General features: G+C 57.9%; 17 protein-coding genes and 2 tRNA genes. 12 read left to right on the top strand and 7 right to left on the bottom strand.

The genetic code is table 11. From position 1 onward, the window contains the following. The first annotated feature begins 1 nt into the window (after position 1). Positions 2-77, top strand: a tRNA-Lys gene (locus tag HGP31_RS26865). Positions 78-172: 95 nt separating this feature from the next. Beyond that, positions 173-249 (top strand) — tRNA-Pro (locus HGP31_RS26860). A gap of 195 nt (positions 250-444) precedes the next feature. Here the strand turns inward: HGP31_RS26860 and HGP31_RS26855 are convergent. Genes HGP31_RS26855 through HGP31_RS26840 form a run of 4 tightly spaced genes read right to left on the bottom strand, consistent with a single transcriptional unit; the run spans position 445 to position 3180 of the window. Continuing rightward, the gene (locus tag HGP31_RS26855; protein ID WP_020798623.1) at positions 445-1743 is read right to left on the bottom strand and encodes an NAD(P)/FAD-dependent oxidoreductase; all 1299 of its coding nucleotides are present in this window, start codon (positions 1741-1743) and stop codon (positions 445-447) included. 60 nt (positions 1744-1803) lie between these two features. Next, complete coding sequence (locus HGP31_RS26850) at positions 1804-1977, bottom strand: DUF3094 family protein (RefSeq protein ID WP_020798622.1); 174 nt, start codon at positions 1975-1977, stop codon at positions 1804-1806. A 52-nt stretch (positions 1978-2029) separates the two neighbouring features. Next, complete coding sequence (locus HGP31_RS26845) at positions 2030-2557, bottom strand: MOSC domain-containing protein (protein ID WP_033039503.1); 528 nt, start codon at positions 2555-2557, stop codon at positions 2030-2032. Beyond that, positions 2554-3180: a DUF1780 domain-containing protein gene (locus tag HGP31_RS26840; protein WP_003228301.1), complete on the bottom strand. Its 627-nt coding sequence runs from the start codon at positions 3178-3180 to the stop codon at positions 2554-2556. Before HGP31_RS26840 ends, HGP31_RS26845 begins: the two co-directional genes overlap by 4 nt. 221 nt (positions 3181-3401) lie before the next feature. On the opposite strand from HGP31_RS26840, the gene HGP31_RS26835 reads away from it, so the two are divergent. The 3 genes from HGP31_RS26835 to HGP31_RS26825 are packed head-to-tail and all read left to right on the top strand — an operon-like array spanning position 3402 to position 7269. After that, positions 3402-4769 carry an aromatic acid/H+ symport family MFS transporter gene (locus HGP31_RS26835; RefSeq protein ID WP_020798620.1) on the top strand — a complete coding sequence of 456 codons (1368 nt, stop codon included), beginning with the start codon at positions 3402-3404 and terminating at the stop codon, positions 4767-4769. After that, positions 4766-5983, top strand: coding sequence for a benzoate/H(+) symporter BenE family transporter (locus HGP31_RS26830; protein WP_020798619.1), 1218 nt, complete (start codon positions 4766-4768; stop codon positions 5981-5983). The genes HGP31_RS26835 and HGP31_RS26830 overlap by 4 nt, the downstream gene beginning before the upstream one ends. Before the next feature lie 17 nt (positions 5984-6000). Continuing rightward, positions 6001-7269, top strand: coding sequence for an OprD family porin (locus tag HGP31_RS26825; RefSeq protein WP_020798618.1), 1269 nt, complete (start codon positions 6001-6003; stop codon positions 7267-7269). Between the two features lie 13 nt (positions 7270-7282). On the opposite strand, the gene HGP31_RS26820 is transcribed toward HGP31_RS26825, so the two are convergent. Beyond that, positions 7283-7525 (bottom strand): DUF2790 domain-containing protein, encoded by a 243-nt coding sequence (locus HGP31_RS26820; protein ID WP_033039509.1) that lies wholly within the window; start codon positions 7523-7525, stop codon positions 7283-7285. A gap of 120 nt (positions 7526-7645) precedes the next feature. Between HGP31_RS26820 and HGP31_RS26815 the strand changes: the two genes are divergently transcribed. Beyond that, positions 7646-8578, top strand: a complete 933-nt coding sequence (locus tag HGP31_RS26815; protein WP_020798616.1) for a LysR family transcriptional regulator — start codon at positions 7646-7648, stop codon at positions 8576-8578. Positions 8579-8654: 76 nt separating this feature from the next. Further along, entirely contained in the window at positions 8655-9344 is a 690-nt protein-coding gene (locus HGP31_RS26810) for an energy-coupling factor ABC transporter permease (protein ID WP_020798615.1), read from the top strand. A gap of 20 nt (positions 9345-9364) precedes the next feature. Here HGP31_RS26810 and HGP31_RS26805 read toward each other — a convergent pair whose 3' ends face one another. Then, positions 9365-9706: a hypothetical protein gene (locus HGP31_RS26805; protein ID WP_020798614.1), complete on the bottom strand. Its 342-nt coding sequence runs from the start codon at positions 9704-9706 to the stop codon at positions 9365-9367. A 180-nt stretch (positions 9707-9886) separates the two neighbouring features. Here HGP31_RS26805 and HGP31_RS26800 point away from each other — a divergent pair, with 180 nt between their 5' ends. From HGP31_RS26800 to HGP31_RS26780, 5 genes are read left to right on the top strand one after another with little or no spacing between them, the layout of a single operon-like run. Next, entirely contained in the window at positions 9887-11347 is a 1461-nt protein-coding gene (locus HGP31_RS26800; RefSeq protein WP_168758961.1) for a cytochrome c oxidase subunit II, read from the top strand. Positions 11348-11395: 48 nt separating this feature from the next. Next, positions 11396-13171 (top strand): cytochrome c oxidase subunit I, encoded by a 1776-nt coding sequence (gene ctaD, locus HGP31_RS26795; RefSeq protein WP_168759234.1) that lies wholly within the window; start codon positions 11396-11398, stop codon positions 13169-13171. Continuing rightward, positions 13168-13860 carry a cytochrome c oxidase subunit 3 gene (locus HGP31_RS26790; protein ID WP_168758960.1) on the top strand — a complete coding sequence of 231 codons (693 nt, stop codon included), beginning with the start codon at positions 13168-13170 and terminating at the stop codon, positions 13858-13860. Before ctaD ends, HGP31_RS26790 begins: the two co-directional genes overlap by 4 nt. A gap of 6 nt (positions 13861-13866) precedes the next feature. Continuing rightward, positions 13867-14571: a heme-copper oxidase subunit III family protein gene (locus HGP31_RS26785; RefSeq protein WP_033039518.1), complete on the top strand. Its 705-nt coding sequence runs from the start codon at positions 13867-13869 to the stop codon at positions 14569-14571. A 13-nt stretch (positions 14572-14584) separates the two neighbouring features. Next, a complete protein-coding gene (locus HGP31_RS26780) occupies positions 14585-14902 on the top strand; it encodes a cytochrome C oxidase subunit IV family protein (RefSeq protein WP_168759233.1) in 318 nt (105 codons plus the stop codon). 21 nt (positions 14903-14923) lie between these two features. Here the strand turns inward: HGP31_RS26780 and HGP31_RS26775 are convergent, their stop codons facing one another. Beyond that, on the bottom strand, positions 14924-15484 hold the full coding sequence (locus HGP31_RS26775; protein WP_020798607.1) for a hypothetical protein: 561 nt from the start codon (positions 15482-15484) through the stop codon (positions 14924-14926). Positions 15485-15593 lie beyond the last annotated feature (109 nt).

Genomic DNA, 15593 nt, shown 5'->3' with positions numbered 1-15593 from the left:
TGGGTCGTTAGCTCAGTTGGTAGAGCAGTTGGCTTTTAACCAATTGGTCGTAGGTTCGAATCCCACACGACCCACCATTTTTGAAACCAGTTAACGCTGGAATCGAATCTTAAGATCAGACGCCAAAAGCTCTGTTCGCAGAAGGCGCCTTTCAAAGGTGCCTTTTTTTTACCGGGGTATAGCGCAGTCCGGTAGCGCGCCTGCTTTGGGAGCAGGATGTCAGGAGTTCGAATCCCCTTACCCCGACCATATTAAAAATCCTCGTATCGAAAGATACGGGGATTTTTTTTGCCTGCTAATTGCTTGCCGCGGATCAACTGTAGGAGCAGCCGGTCGACGCTCGAATGCTCGCGAAGATCGTTAACGAAAACGCAGCGTTTCTGGTTTAACGCGGCGCTCTCAGGTTCTTCGCGAGCATGCTCGCTCCTACAGAAAGCAGCTTGATCAGTGCAATTTCAGGCGCGGCTCTGTCCCGCGTCCAATCTTGCTGCCCAGCATCAGCATCGCCGTTCGAAATGGCCCGTATAGCGCCATCTGGTGCATGCGGTACAGCGACACGTAGAACATCCGCGCCAGCCAACCTTCCAGCATGACGCTACCCGTCAGGTTACCCATCAAGTTACCCACAGCCGAAAAACGCGACAGCGAGATCAGCGATCCGTAATCGGTGTACTTGTAAGAAGGCAGAGGCTTGCCTTCGATCCGCAGTTTCAGTGACTTGGCGAGCAACGACGCCTGTTGATGCGCCGCCTGGGCGCGTGGCGGCACATTGCGATCAGTGCCCGGTTGCGGGCAGGCCGCGCAGTCACCGAAGGCGAAGATGTTCTCGTCACGAGTGGTTTGCAGGGTCGGCAGCACTTGCAGTTGATTGATGCGGTTGGTTTCGAGGCCATCGATGTCCTTGAGGAACCCTGGCGCACGAATCCCGGCGGCCCAGACTTTCAAGCTGGCGTTGATCACTTTGCCATCTACGGTGATCAGGCTGTCGGCCGTCACCTCGCTGACGGCGGCGTTGGTCATGACATTGACCCCGAGTTTTTCCAGGGTTTTATGCACCGGGCCGCCGATTCGTTCCGGCAGGGCCGGTAGCACGCGAGGCCCGGCTTCGATCAGGGTGATGTGCATGTTTTCCGGTTTGATCCGATCCAGGCCATAAGCCGCCAGTTCATGGGCTGCGTTATGCAGTTCGGCGGCCAGTTCGACCCCGGTGGCACCGGCACCGACAATGGCGACACTGATCTGCTCGACCTTGTCGGTCTGCCCCGCATGGGCGCGCAGGTAGTGGTTGAGCAACTGCTGATGGAAGCGCTCGGCCTGTTTGCGGGTATCCAGGAACAGACAGTGCTGCGCTGCACCCTGGGTGCCGAAATCGTTGGTGGTGCTGCCGACGGAAATCACCAACGAGTCGTAAGGCACTTCCCGGGCAGGCACCAGTTCCAGGCCGGCGTCATCATAAGTGGCGGCCAACTGGATTTTTTTATTGGCGCGATCAAGCCCGCTCATGCGCCCCAGTTGGAATTGGAAGTGGTTCCATTTTGCCTGGGCTACATAGTTGAGTTCGTCTTCGGACGAGTTCAACGACCCGGCCGCGACCTCGTGCAACAGCGGTTTCCATATGTGGGTCAGGTTCGCGTCGACCAGCATCACGCTGGCCGTGCCGCGTTTGCCCAGAGTCTTACCCAGACGGGTAGCCAACTCCAGACCGCCGGCGCCGCCGCCAACGATGACAATACGATGAGTCATGGGGATATCTCGCAAGGCTAAAAGAAATCGGTGCAATTACCCGAGCGAGCGCCAAGCAGCTCATAGCGTCAGGTAACTGATAAGTCGGCTCAACAGGCCCAGGCCAATGGTCACTGCCAATACCAGCACAAGGAGCATCCACGGCCGGAAAGGCCGGCGCTCGACTTGGTGTTGGGACAGTTGCAGATACGCTTCGACATGCTTTTGGTCTTCGGGGTTCAGGCGGCTGGTCATAAAAGGCCTCGTCAGGTAGACGTTGCTGAAGGTGAAGAAGCTACAGGCAGACTCAACGAACGTTGAACGGAGCATAGCCGCTGTCAGTTAGGGGCTCGACGCTCACCCTGTCGTCCAGGCGAATGATGCCACTTTGTAGCACTCGGGCGGTGATTCCGCCATGCCCGCGCACGGCCTGAAAGGTCCCCGGGCCCAGGTTGTTCTGCAGGCGTGCGCAGGGCTGGCACCAGCCAGTGGTTTCGAAAATCGCCTGGCCGATGCGGAAACGCCGGCCCTTGAGGCTGAACAAGTTGATGCCACTGATAACGAGGTTGCGCCGCAAATCTTCAGGCTTGACCGGTTGATCGTCCGGGCGGCCCATCAGCGAACTGATCACTGCCAGATGCTCCCACTGAATCAGCGTCACCTGCCGCGCATTGCGCACGCCGGGGCGGGCGCGATCGCCCGTCAAGCCGGCCTCCAGTCGCGCTTCCACGGCCTCCAGTTCGATCATTGGCACGTGACGTTCCGGGCGCACGCCAATCCAGCGTACGCGGCCGATCTGCGGTACTTCGGCAATCAGTTCCTGCAATGGGCTCACAGGCTGATCCCGACGTCGAACACGATGCTGCGTCCCAGGTTGCTGCGCAGGAAATCCGGCGCATCGGGATGAGCGAACAGCACGCGGGCGAAGGTCGGGCCCACCAGTGACAGCGAGCGCCAGCCCTGGCGCAGGTATTCGGTGGGCGGTGGGAAATGACTGTTGAGGTCCAGCACTTCACGCTTGAGGCTGGCGAAGGCAATGATGTCAAGCTCGCCCAGGTCCATGCCGCGCTCTTTGTAGTTGTGTGCTTTTTTGCGCAAGGTCGGCGCCAGCCGCAACAAGAACTCGTTGGCCGGTATGCGGCGGGGCTTGGCTTCGCGCCGTACCAGCTGGCTCAGGGAGAACGCACTGCGCCGCCTCTGCAATTCGTCGCGCCATTCATCATTGAGGCGTCGGCCCTCGTCGAGCACGAAGAACACCTCGAAATTGGCGTCGCGAAACAACACGTCCGGCGGTTCTCCCGCCGGAGCAAATTCGTCGGCCCGGTAGGGAATGTTCAAGCCTTGCAGCAGGCGTTGGCAGACCCAACGCTCGCGCTCCCATTTGCGGGCATTGGACAGGAACGCGTTGGCTTGCTCGGCCGCAATGGTCAGCAGGCGTAAGTAATCTGAATCATCCATACGCCCAAGCTTAGCGCTCAAATGCGATTGTAAAGAAGACAGTTTATCGGAGAGGGGCAATTGCGCGCGCCTCCCAGCCCGGTTCAGGGCGCTGCACAAAACGGATAGTGGTCTGCGCGATGCGGATATTGACCCGAGCCTGTTGACTCTACCCTCGGCTGTACGGACGTGAGCCGTGCTTCCGCTGCTCCTGAAAAAAACAACAACAAGAGATGAATGCCATGCGCAAGATCGACGTACATGAGGTTATCGACAATGCTCGGTTCAACCGCTTCCACTGGATGGTGCTGTTCTGGTGTGCCCTGATCATCATTTTCGACGGTTACGATCTGGTGATCTACGGCGTGGTCTTGCCGATGCTGATGAAAGAGTGGGGGCTCAGCCCTCTGCAAGCGGGGGCGTTGGGCAGCTATGCACTGTTCGGCATGATGTTCGGTGCGCTGTTCTTCGGTCCGCTGTCGGACAGGATCGGCCGCAAGAAAGCCATCACGATCTGCGTGATGCTCTTCAGTGGTTTCACCGTGCTCAACGGGTTCGCCCGAAACCCCACTGAGTTTGGTCTTTGCCGCTTCATTGCCGGACTGGGCATTGGTGGCGTGATGCCCAATGTCGTGGCGTTGATGAACGAATACGCGCCGAAAAAAATCCGTAGCACCCTGGTAGCGATCATGTTCAGCGGCTACTCGGTGGGCGGCATGCTGTCCGCCGGCCTGGGTATAGTGCTGATCCCGAGTTTCGGCTGGCAGTCGGTGTTCTATGTGGCGGTCCTGCCGTTGCTGCTGTTGCCGCTGATCATGTATTTCCTGCCCGAGTCAGTGGGGTTCATGCTGCGCCAGGGGCGCAATGACGAAGCTCGCAACATTCTCCAGCGGATCGACCCGGCCTACGTCGCAGAGGCCGATGACCAGTTGCACATGAGTGAAGTGAAGGGCACCGGGACCCCGGTGTTGCAGTTGTTCCGCGAGGGCCGTGCACTGCGTACGTTGATGTTGTGGCTGGCGTTTTTCTGCTGCCTGCTGATGGTCTACGCCTTGAGCTCCTGGCTGCCGAAACTGATGGCCAACGCCGGTTACAGCCTGGGCTCGAGCCTGTCGTTCCTGCTGGTGCTGAATTTCGGCGCGATCTTCGGCGCAGTTGGCGGCGGTGTGCTGGGTGACAAGCTCAATCTGCCGCGTGTGCTATCGGTGTTCTTTGCCATGGCGGCGGTGTCGATCACCCTGTTGGGCTTCAATAGTCCGATGCCGGTGTTGTACTTGCTGATCGCTGTCGCGGGTGCCACCACCATCGGCTCGCAGATTCTGCTTTACGCCTGCGCTGCCCAGTTCTACTCAATGAACATTCGGTCCACCGGTCTTGGCTGGGCTTCGGGCATCGGGCGCAATGGTGCGATCGTCGGACCACTGCTGGGTGGCGCTTTGCTCGGGATCAGCCTGCCGCTACAACTGAACTTCATGGCGTTTGCTTTGCCTGGTGCGATTGCCGCCATTGCCATGACGGTGTTCGCCATCAGCAGTCGGCGCAGTGCCCGACAATCCCTGTTGGATGATCAGCAGGGCTCGTCTGGCGGAGCTGTCGGCGAGGCTTCATGAAAACCTTGCTGCGGGATTTTTCCCTGTCTGCGGCCGTCGCCGGGTTCATCGCCACCGTGATTTCCTACGCCGGCCCCCTGGTGATTATTTTCCAGGCCGCCGAGGCAGCGCACCTGTCGCGCGAAGTGCTGTCGTCGTGGGTCTGGGCGATTTCCATCGGCAGCGCCGTGCTTGGCATCGGTCTGAGTTTGCGTTACCGCGTGCCGGTGATCATCGCGTGGTCGGCACCCGGTTCGGCGTTGCTCGTGGCGCTGTTGCCAGGGATCTCCTTGCCGGAAGCGGTGGGCGCCTATCTGGTCAGCAGCCTGATCATTTTCCTGGTCGGGGTGTCGGGGGCGTTCGACCGGATCATCGGCAAGCTGCCGGCAGCGGTGGCGGCAGCGATGCTGGCGGGGATTCTGTTCAGCTTCGGCACCGGGTTGTTTGTCTCGTTGCAGGGTAAGCCGTTGCTGGTGCTGGCGATGTTTGCCACGTACCTGATCTGCAAACGACTGATGCCGCGTTATGCGGTGCTGATGGTCCTGCTGGTGGGCTGCTCGATGGCATTGCTCGCCGGAGATCTGCATGGCGAGGCGTTGGTCGTCGGTATGGCCACGCCGGTGTGGATCACTCCGGCGTTCAGCCTCAGCGCGACGCTGAACATCGCCTTGCCGCTGGTGATGGTGGCGCTGACTGGCCAGTTCGTTCCTGGCATGGCGGTGCTGCGCGCCAGTGGTTACGCCACGCCATCGGGCCCGATCATCGCCAGCAGCGCATTGGGCACGGCCCTGCTGGCACCGTTCGGTTGCCACGGGCTGAACCTGGCAGCGATTACCGCGGCTATTTGCACTGGCCGCGAAGCCAACGAAGACCCTGGCAAGCGTTACGTGGCCGGGGTGATGGGTGGTCTGTGTTACCTGGTGCTGGGGATCTTCGGCGCCACCCTGGTCTCACTGTTTTCGGCATTCCCCAAGGAACTGATCGCGGCCCTCGCCGGATTGGCGCTGTTCGCTGCGATTGCTGGAGCGCTAGCGGGCGCGATGGCGGTGCCAACCGATCGCGAAGCCGCGCTGGTGACCTTTCTCACCACAGCCTCGGGTATGTCGCTGTTTGGGTTGTCCGCGGCTTTTTGGGGACTGATTTTCGGCATGGCCACCCACTTGATATTGAACGCCCGCCGCTCCGTCTCGCGCAGTGAGTCCACTGCAGAAGCACTTCAACCTGTCGATCAATAAAAATAAGAGAAAAAACGATGAAACAGATTCTCCCAACAACCGGTTCAGTGTTGTCCATGGCTGTCGTCTCGAGTTTCTCCACCGGCACGATGGCCGCCGAGAGTGGTTTTATCGAAGACACCACGGCCACCTTGCAAGCGCGCAATTACTACTTCAGCCGGGACTATTCCGACATCGTCGGGGCCAATCAACAATCGAAGGCCGAGGAATGGGCGCAGGGATTCATTCTCAACGTCAAATCCGGTTATACCCAGGGCACCGTCGGCTTCGGCGTGGATGTCATCGGCCTGCTCGGCCTCAAGCTCGACAGCAGCCCGGACCGGGTCAATACCGGTTTGCTGCCAGTGCAGGATGACGGGCGTGCGGCGAACGATTACAGCCGCCTGGAGGGCGCCTTGAAGGTGCGCTACTCCAAAACCGAACTGAAGGCGGGTGAATTGCAACCCAACCTGCCGGTGCTGGTGTTCAGTGATATCCGGCTGCTACCGCCCAGCTATCAGGGGGCAAGTATCAGCTCCAATGAGATCAATGGCCTGACATTGCAGGCCGGCCATTTGATTTCGACCAGCCTGCGCAACGAAGCCGGTGACGAAAAGATGCAAGCCATGCTCGGCCATGTGCCGCAGCGTCAAGTCAGCAGTGACGGTTTCAACTTTGCCGGGGCCGATTACGCCTTCAACGATAAACGCAGCTCGGTCAGCGCCTGGTACGGGCAGCTGGAAGATATCTACAACCAGCGCTTCCTGGGGCTCAAGCACAGCCAGCCGACGGGCGACTGGATATTGGGGGCGAACCTCGGCTACTTCGATTCGCGCGAGGACGGCAAGAAATTGCTGGGCAACATCGACAATCAGGCATTCTTTTCGCTGCTGTCGGCCAAGCGTGGCGGTCACACTTTTTATGTCGGCTATCAGGGCATGTTCGGAGACAGTGCCTTCCCGCGGGTATTTGCCAACATTTCGCCCTTGGGCAACGAAGTACCGACCTACGAGTTTGCCTCCACCGACGAGCGCTCCTGGCAGGCGCGTTATGACTATGACTTTGCGGCTCTGGGAGTACCGGGGTTGACCAGCACCCTGCGCTACATCAGCGGCAACAATGTCGATACCGGCAAGGGCTATGAGGGAAAGGATCGTGAGCGTGACCTGGACATCGGCTATGTGCTGCAGAGCGGCAGCCTCAAGGGCCTCGGTATCCGTGTGCGCAATGCAATGGCGCGTTCCAACTACCGCAGTGATATCGATGAAAACCGCTTGATCCTGAGTTACACCTGGACGCTGCTCTAATTGCCAAGGTGGATCACAGGCTGCTGGTGCAATCACCGATGACGTTGTACGTCACGCGGCGGGTCTGGCCCTGATGATCGATATAGACCATGGTCGCTGGTACAACCCCGCAGGCGGTCGCAGTGTCTGACACCGAAACCACCTTGGCGATGTCCAGCGGCTGCGCCGGGTTGTACAGGACAGCGAGGGGCTCGTTTTCAGCGGCCATGGCCGAGGTGGCGACGAGGGTCAGAAACAGGCTGATCAAGGTTTTCATTATGGCGAGTTCCATGTGGATTCGATGGGTAAAGTCTAGTCTTTGCCACCGCTGGATAAAGGGGCGAACGCCTGATACAGCCTTACATGAAACGTAACAGTCACCCAGCCTGGAGGGCTCATGGATTTGCTTAACAACTTGCGCGTGTTCGTCCGTGTCGTCGACTGCGCAAGTTTCACCGCCGCGGCCGATGCGTTGGAGTTGTCCACCGCGCAAGTCTCGCGCCTGGTCGCGGACTTGGAGCAGCATGTGCAAGCCCGCCTGCTGCAGCGCACCACACGGCGCTTGAGCCTGACCGAGGCCGGCGAGCGATTCCTGCTGCGCAGTCGTCTGATACTTGAGGAAATGGAGGAGGCGACCGCAGAGGCTCGCGGTGCGCATCTCAAGCCAAGCGGTCGGTTGCGGGTGCATAGCATGAACGGCCTGGGGGTGCTGATCACGCCGCTGATTGCTCGCTACAGCGAGCTTTATCCCGATGTGGTGTTCGAGCTAACCCTGTCGCAGCGCAATCCCGATCCGTTGGAGGAAGGGCACGACGTGGTGATTTCGACTGCCCACGAACTGGCCGATTCGCAATTGGTCGCCCAGGCCGTCGGGCAGTTCTACAGCGTGCCCTGTGCTTCCCCGCAATACCTGCAACGCCGGGGTGTGCCGGACCATCCGCGGGTGCTGGACGATCATCAGTGCTTGCGCATGCTCGACCCGTTGTACAGCGATCAGTGGGTGTTTCAGGACGAGGAGGGCGAGCATGCGGTCAGCCCGTCCAGGACTTTTCAGTGCAATGTTGCCGAGTCGATGGTCAAGGCTTCGGAAGCCGGCATGGGCATCAGCCTGATTCCGTTCTACACCGCCACGCGGCCCTTGAGCGATGGCACCTTGTTGCGTTTGCTACCGGACTATCGGCCGCGTCAACGCAATGTGTATGCGGTGTATCCGTCGCGACGCTTTCTCGATGCCAAAGTTCGTACGTGGGTGGATTTTCTCAAGGCTGAGCTGCCCAAGCTGTTCGCCGAACATGAAGCGGTGATTAACGATCCCCGGCATTGGGCATGAAATCGAGGGGGCGGCAAAGGGCGGTGTAGACTGAAGGCCTGTTCTCTATTGGCAAGCCAAGGGAGTGTGTCCTGTCATGATCGGTGCCGAGTTGCTGTCACCTGAAACCCTCACGGTGGGGTGGCTGATCTATGTGCCGGTGCTGATCTGGGCCGTTGCGCGAGTGTCCTGGGTCGAGCTGTTCAGCGACAGCCGTCGCCAGCACTTGCTGTTCGGCACGGTGTTTGCGCTCTTTGCGTTGTGGCTGGTGCGGCGCGATTTCGATACCGGCGTGTCTTATCACTTCATCGGCATGACCGCGGTGACGCTGTTGCTCGACTGGCCGCTGGCGATCGTCGGTGGATTGGTGGCGCAGACGGGACTGGTGCTGCTGGGCCGTCAGGACCTTGTGGCCATGGGGGTCAATGGCGCGCTGTTTATTTTATTGCCAGTGTTGATCACCGAATGCTGTGCGATTCTGGTGGAGCGCGCGCAGCCCAGAAATCCCTTCGTGTACATCTTCGTTTCCGGTTTTTTCGCCGCAGCCCTTACAGCGTTGCTGTGCCTGGTGCTATCGCTGACATTGTTGTGGTACGACGAGCGTTTTGCCATGCCTTACTGGCTCGAAGACTTCATCGGCTACCTGTGGCTGCTCATTTTTCCGGAGGCGTTCATCAACGGCATGGTGGTCAGCGCGCTGGTGGTGTTCTCACCCGAGTGGCTCGAAACTTTCAATCGCACGCGCTACCTCTCGGCGCCCTGGAAGGACGACGATCCCAAGTCTTGAGTCCTTTCAAATCCGCCGTTTCAATCGATCAATTGATCAATCAGAACCACGTTGGAATAGATCAGGCTGCCATCGCTCGCCCGGTGTCCGACCAGATGGAACTGACCACGCTCGTAGTGCAAATACACGCGCATCTGACAGTCGGACAAGGGGCCGTAACCCTCTGGCAAGACCAGGTTCAATGTGTCCATGTCGACATCGACCATGACTTCTTTCAACCCAGGGGTCTTCTGCAAGCGTTCTTCCGCTTCCTCCAGCCGTAGATGAAGAGGGCCGTCGACGTAAAAACGTATCTCACCTATTGGTTCGGATTTTTGGTCGGCGCTGGGTTTCCACCTGCCTTCGAGCGTCAGGTCACTCATGACGAATCCTCCATCGGGGCTGCTGGACTGCAATTGAGTATAGCCGCCAACCGGGTTTCGCTTGCCGACCTATACTTTGCAATGACTTTACCACCACGGGTGGTAGTTGCCTGTCGTGCCTGGACGTCAGTGGCGATGCTTGCGCATAACCAACGAACAACAGGAATAGGATGAAGAGAAATGGCGATAGCAATTATCTTGATTCTAATCGTTATTGCCTCAGTGCTCTTTCATGTACTAGCGCCTTGGCATGCAGCACCGCCCGCTTCCAACTGGGGATCAATAGACACCACACTGTTCATTACTTTGATCATTAGCGGAATATTTTTCATCGCCATTACGGTATTCATGGCAGTCGCCATAATGCGGTATCGCCATAAGGAAGGCGCCAGGGCGCACTACCAGCCGGAAAGTAAAAAGTTGGAGTTCTGGTTGATTGTAGTGACCTCGATCGGTATCGCCGCCATGTTGGCGCCAGGCCTGGTTGTCTACAACGAGTTCATCCGGGTGCCGAAAGAGGCTTATGAACTTGAAGTCGTTGCTCAACAGTGGCAGTGGACCTATCGTTTTCCCGGGCAGGATGGGAAGCTGGGTAGGTCGGATATCAAGTTTGTCGATGCCATCAATCCCCTCGGCATTGATCCCAAGGACCCTGCCGGACAGGACGATATACTTATAAAAAATAATGAAATCCGATTGCCGCTGAATAGGCCGGTAAAAGTCTTACTTCGTTCTAAAGATGTGTTGCATGATTTCTATATCCCGCAAATTCGCAGCAAGATGGATATGGTGCCAGGGATGGTGTCTTACTTCTGGTTTACTCCAACTAAAACCGGCAAATATGAGGTCCTGTGCGCTGAGTTTTGTGGCGTAGGCCATTACAACATGCGCGGCCAGATGATCGTGGAGGAGCAGGGCGCCTTTGATCAATGGCTGAGCGGCCAACCGACCTTTGCGCAGACCTTGGTGAGCACAGCGAAACCAGGTCAGGACAGCGTGCTGGAAAAAGGTCGCCAGTTGGTCGAACAATACGGCTGCAGTGCCTGCCATAGCCAGGATGGCAGTACCCGTCTTGGTCCGACCTGGAAGGGGCTGTACGGTCGCACAGAGCAGTTTGCCGACGGCAGCAGTGCGCTGGTCGATGAGGCTTACCTGAAAGAGTCGATTCTCAAACCGCAGGCCCGTCTGGTGCAGGGCTACCCGCCGGTGATGGTGGCCTATACTCTCAATGACGATGAGCTGACGGCTGTCGTCGCCCTGATCAAATCACTGGGCGGCGCGCAGCAGGAACCTTCTGCCAGCGAAAAGCTGGCCAGGGGGGACGACTTGGCGACTCAGGGGCAGCGGCTATCCGAGTCGCTCGGCTGTCTGGCCTGCCACAGCGTCGATGGCAGCAAGGGTGTCGGCCCCAGCTGGCAGGGCCTGTATGACTCGACAGTGACGCTTGCCGACGGATCGAGTATCAAGGTCGACGAGGGTTATCTAAAGGATTCGATCCTCAATCCCGGCGCCAGGATCGTCAAAGGCTATGCCGCCGTCATGCCGGCCTTTACGCCGACTGATCAGGAGTTGAACGCACTGATCGCCCTTATCAAATCCAAAGCCAATGCCGATGCGAGCAAGGCGCAACCAGGGAAGTAGCCGTAAACAGCCAGGAATGCACTGAAACTTCGACAGGAGGATGACGTGATGGCTTATGCGGAGCAAGCCGAAACAGAAGCACTGCACGAACCCAAGAGTTTCCTGACCAAATACATCTGGAGTCAGGACCACAAGGTCATCGCCGTCCAGTATTCCTTGACGGCGCTGTTCGTGGGGCTTATCGCCGTGGTGTTGTCCGGCTTGATGCGCATGCAGATAGGCTTCCCCGGCAGTTTGGCGTTCATGGATGCCAGTACTTACTATCAGGCGATGACCATGCACGGCATGATCATGGTCATTTACTTGCTGACGGCCTTGTTTCTGGGGGGCTTCGGTAACTATCTGATCCCGTTGATGGTGGGCGCCCGCGACATGGTCTTCCCCTACGTCAACATGCTCAGTTACTGGTTCTACCTGTTGGCGGTAGTGGTGTTGCTTTCCAGTTTCTTTGTCCCGGGCGGCGCCACCGGTTCGGGCTGGACGCTTTATCCGCCGCAGTCGATCAGCCAGGGCACACCTGGGTTCGAGTGGGGCATCGTGCTGATGCTCATCTCATTGGCGATCTTTATTGTCGCCGCCACCATGGGTGGATTGAACTATGTCACCACGGTGTTGCAGGCGCGCACGCACGGTATGACGTTGTTTCGCATGCCGCTTTCGGTGTGGGGCATCTTCATGGCATCGATCATGGCCTTGCTGGCGTTCCCGGCGTTGTTTGTCAGTGCGGTCATGATGCTGTTCGACAAACTCCTGGGCACCAGTTTCTTCATGCCGGCGATGGTCTCGCTGGGGCAGCAACTCGATCACCAGGGCGGCAGCCCGATATTGTTCCAGCACCTGTTCTGGTTCTTCGGCCATCCGGAGGTCTACATCGTTGCGCTCCCCGCGTTTGGCCTGGTCTCCGACCTGATCAGCACCCATGCGCGTAAAAATATCTTCGGTTATCGAATGATGGTGTGGGCCATCATTGCGATCGGCGTACTCAGCTTTGTGGTCTGGGCGCACCATATGTATGTCAGCGGCATGAACCCCTACTTTGGCTTTTTCTTCGCCGTCACCACCTTGATCATCGCCGTGCCGACGGCACTGAAAGTCTACAATTGGGTACTGACCCTGTGGCGGGGCGACATCCATCTCACCGTACCGATGCTGTTCGCCCTGGCCTTTATCGTCACCTTCCTGGTCGGCGGCCTGACCGGATTGTTCCTGGGTAATGTGATCGTCGATATTCCGCTCTCGGACACCTATTTCGTCGTCGCCCACTTCCATATGGTCATGGGGGTCGCACCGGTGTTGGTGGTGTTCGGCGGCATTTACCATTGGTTCCCGAAAGTCACCGGGCGCATGTTTAACGACACCTTGGGCAAGTTGCATTTCTGGATAACTTTTCTGGGCACCTACGCGATCTTTTTCCCTATGCACTATCTGGGCTTCCAGGGGATGCCGCGCCGCTACTACGCCTATGACAACTACGCGTTCATTCCACAGTCGGCGCACGAGTTGAATGCCTTCATTACGGTGGTTGCATTGACCGTCGGTGTTTCCCAACTGCTGTTCGTGTTCAACATGGCCTGGAGTGTATTCAAGGGTAAACCCGCAGGCAGTAACCCCTGGGGCGCGGCCAGTCTGGAATGGCAAACACCGGACACACCGCCGGTACACGGTAACTGGGGCGAGAAACTGCCAGTCGTGCATCGTTGGCCCTATGACTACAGCGTGCCAGGGATAGACCAGGATTTCGTGCCGCAAACGGTCTCCGCCGAGGAACTGGAGCACATGCGGCAACGCAGCGAGGGCACCAGGATAGCGGACGTCAAGACATGAACAGACTGCTATTGAGAAATGCCGATGGCGCTGACCCCGGCGGCAGTTGGAATCGCGATCCTGAAGGTATTCAGGCCGGCGAGGGTGCCGATAGAAGCCACGTTACAAAAACCGGCCTGCGCCTGTTTCTGGCAGTAGTGAGCTCGCTGTTCTTTCTCTTCCTGCTCGCCTTTATCGCCCGCTCGCAAATGGCCGACTGGCTACCCCTGACAGAGCCCATGGCGCCGTTGGCCAATCCTTGGCAATTGTGGGTGAATTCGGCTTTTCTGGTATTGAGTTGCATCTCTCTGCAGTGGTCGCGCATGGCCGCCCGCCGGGTTCGAATGGACGCAACGGTCATTGCTTTTGTAGTAGGGGGAGGATTTGCCATTGCCTTTCTGGCGGGGCAACTCTGGGTCTGGCAGCAGTTCGTCGCCTGGGGCTACTTTGTCGCCAGTAACCCAGCCAACAGTTTTTTCTACCTGCTGACTGGCGTGCACGGCCTCCACCTGTTGGGCGGGTTGGTGGCCTGGGGCAGGACCGTCGGCAAGTTCCTGCGTCAGGTGCCGTTGCCGCAACTCAGCGCCAGCGTAGAGCTCTGTGCCATCTATTGGCACTACCTATTGGGTCTTTGGTTCGTGCTGTTCGCGCTACTGACCAGCACGCCGCAAACCTATGAAACCATCGCCAGACTCTGCGGCCTGAGGTGAAAAATCATGGCAGCGCATCCACAAGCCCCAGTCGAGTCGGATCCAACAAGCCCGTTGCCTGCACCGGGATGGCAGGGCATCGCCAGCGACTGGGCCTCGGATAAAGACGCCTTCAAACAGGTCCCCTGGGGCAAGGCGATGATGTGGATATTCCTGCTGAGCGACACGTTCATATTCACCTGTTTCTTGACCGGCTACATGTCGGTACGCATGACCATCACCGACGCCTGGCCCAATCCCAGTGAAGTGTTTGCATTGACGATCGGCGGTAGGGAAATCCCGCTTATCCTGATCGCCATCATGACTTTTGTGCTGATCAGTAGCAGCGGCACCATGGCCATGGCCGTCAATTTCGCCTATCGCCGTGATCGCGTGAAAACCACGGCCCTGATGCTGGCGACCGCTGCCTTGGGGGTGACCTTCGTCGGCATGCAGGCCTTTGAATGGAGCAAGCTCATCGCAGAAGGGGTGCGCCCTTGGGGAAACCCCATGGGGGCGGCGCAATTTGGTGCCAGCTTTTTCATGATTACCGGTTTTCACGGACTGCATGTATCCATCGGCGCCATCTACCTCAGCATTGTGGCGATGAAGGTATTGCGCGGAGATTATGAGCGCTCCGGCAACTATCAGAATGTCGAGATAGCCGGGCTTTATTGGCACTTCGTGGATTTGGTGTGGGTGTTTATTTTTGCTTTCTTCTATTTATGGTAGAGGAGCGCGGATGATGGCGCATGCTCAAGGTCAGCAACATCCAATCAGTTTGTACCTGAAAATTTGGGGGCTGTTATTTGTCCTCAGCACACTCTCGTACCTTGTCGACTATTTCCATTTTCACGGCTATCTCAGGTGGGCCCTGATTATTACGTTCATGTTGTTGAAGGCAGGCTTGATCGTCTCCATCTTCATGCACATGGCTTGGGAACGGTTGGCACTGGTCTACGCCATATTGGTGCCACCGTTGTGTCTGCTGGTACTCGTCGGACTGATGGCCACCGAGGCAGACTATGTTTTCCTCAGTCGGGTCATCTTCTTTGGCCAATAAGCGGCCATCAGTCTTCGGCAGTTAACCTGATATCACTCGCTTGAACTGATGCCATTTGTGCTGCCAGGCTACTGTCCAGTGGGGTGCTGCCGCTCCCGTGCCAGCGATTTCCAGCATGGGATGATGTCCGATGACCTGGTCCAGTACCGTTTCCTGATTCGGCTCAACATCCACGAAGAAGATGTGCTTGCCCTCATGCACCGCCTGCTTGAAATTGCGGAAGTGAGAGTTCGGCACCTGGAATCCAAAGAAGCCGCCTTCCCAGATGCAGAAGCCCAAAACAACCACGGCAAGGAAGACGAAGGGTGTCCAGCCTGCGGCGGATTCGGTCCAGCCCATCCAATAGGCGCCACCCAGGACCACTGCTGCGAGTGGGATACCGACCACCGCACCAATCTCACCAGAGTGAACGGCGTCCTGTTCCATTAACGAGCTGATTTCGTGGAGGTGATGTTGTTCAACATCAGCAACCTGTTCACTGAGCACATGAATTTGTTCGGAATTGATGCCGCTGGCTTCCAGCTCATTTTCAACGGCTTCAAGATCGTCGAGATTGTCACTGATGTAATAGTGTCGATTCATGCCACACCTCCCATCTCGTGTTGGCGGTGAACCTCCTTTGTCCTGCAGCCAATAACCGAGATTTTGCCGTCGGTAACGGTACCCGTGGGGAACGTTGCACATTCATGCA

Origin of the sequence: Pseudomonas umsongensis (assembly GCF_012647205.1) — a bacterium.
Taxonomy (GTDB): domain Bacteria; phylum Pseudomonadota; class Gammaproteobacteria; order Pseudomonadales; family Pseudomonadaceae; genus Aquipseudomonas; species Aquipseudomonas umsongensis.
The sequence above is the reverse complement of the archived record's forward strand: the minus strand, read 5'-3'. Positions and strand labels throughout refer to the sequence as shown.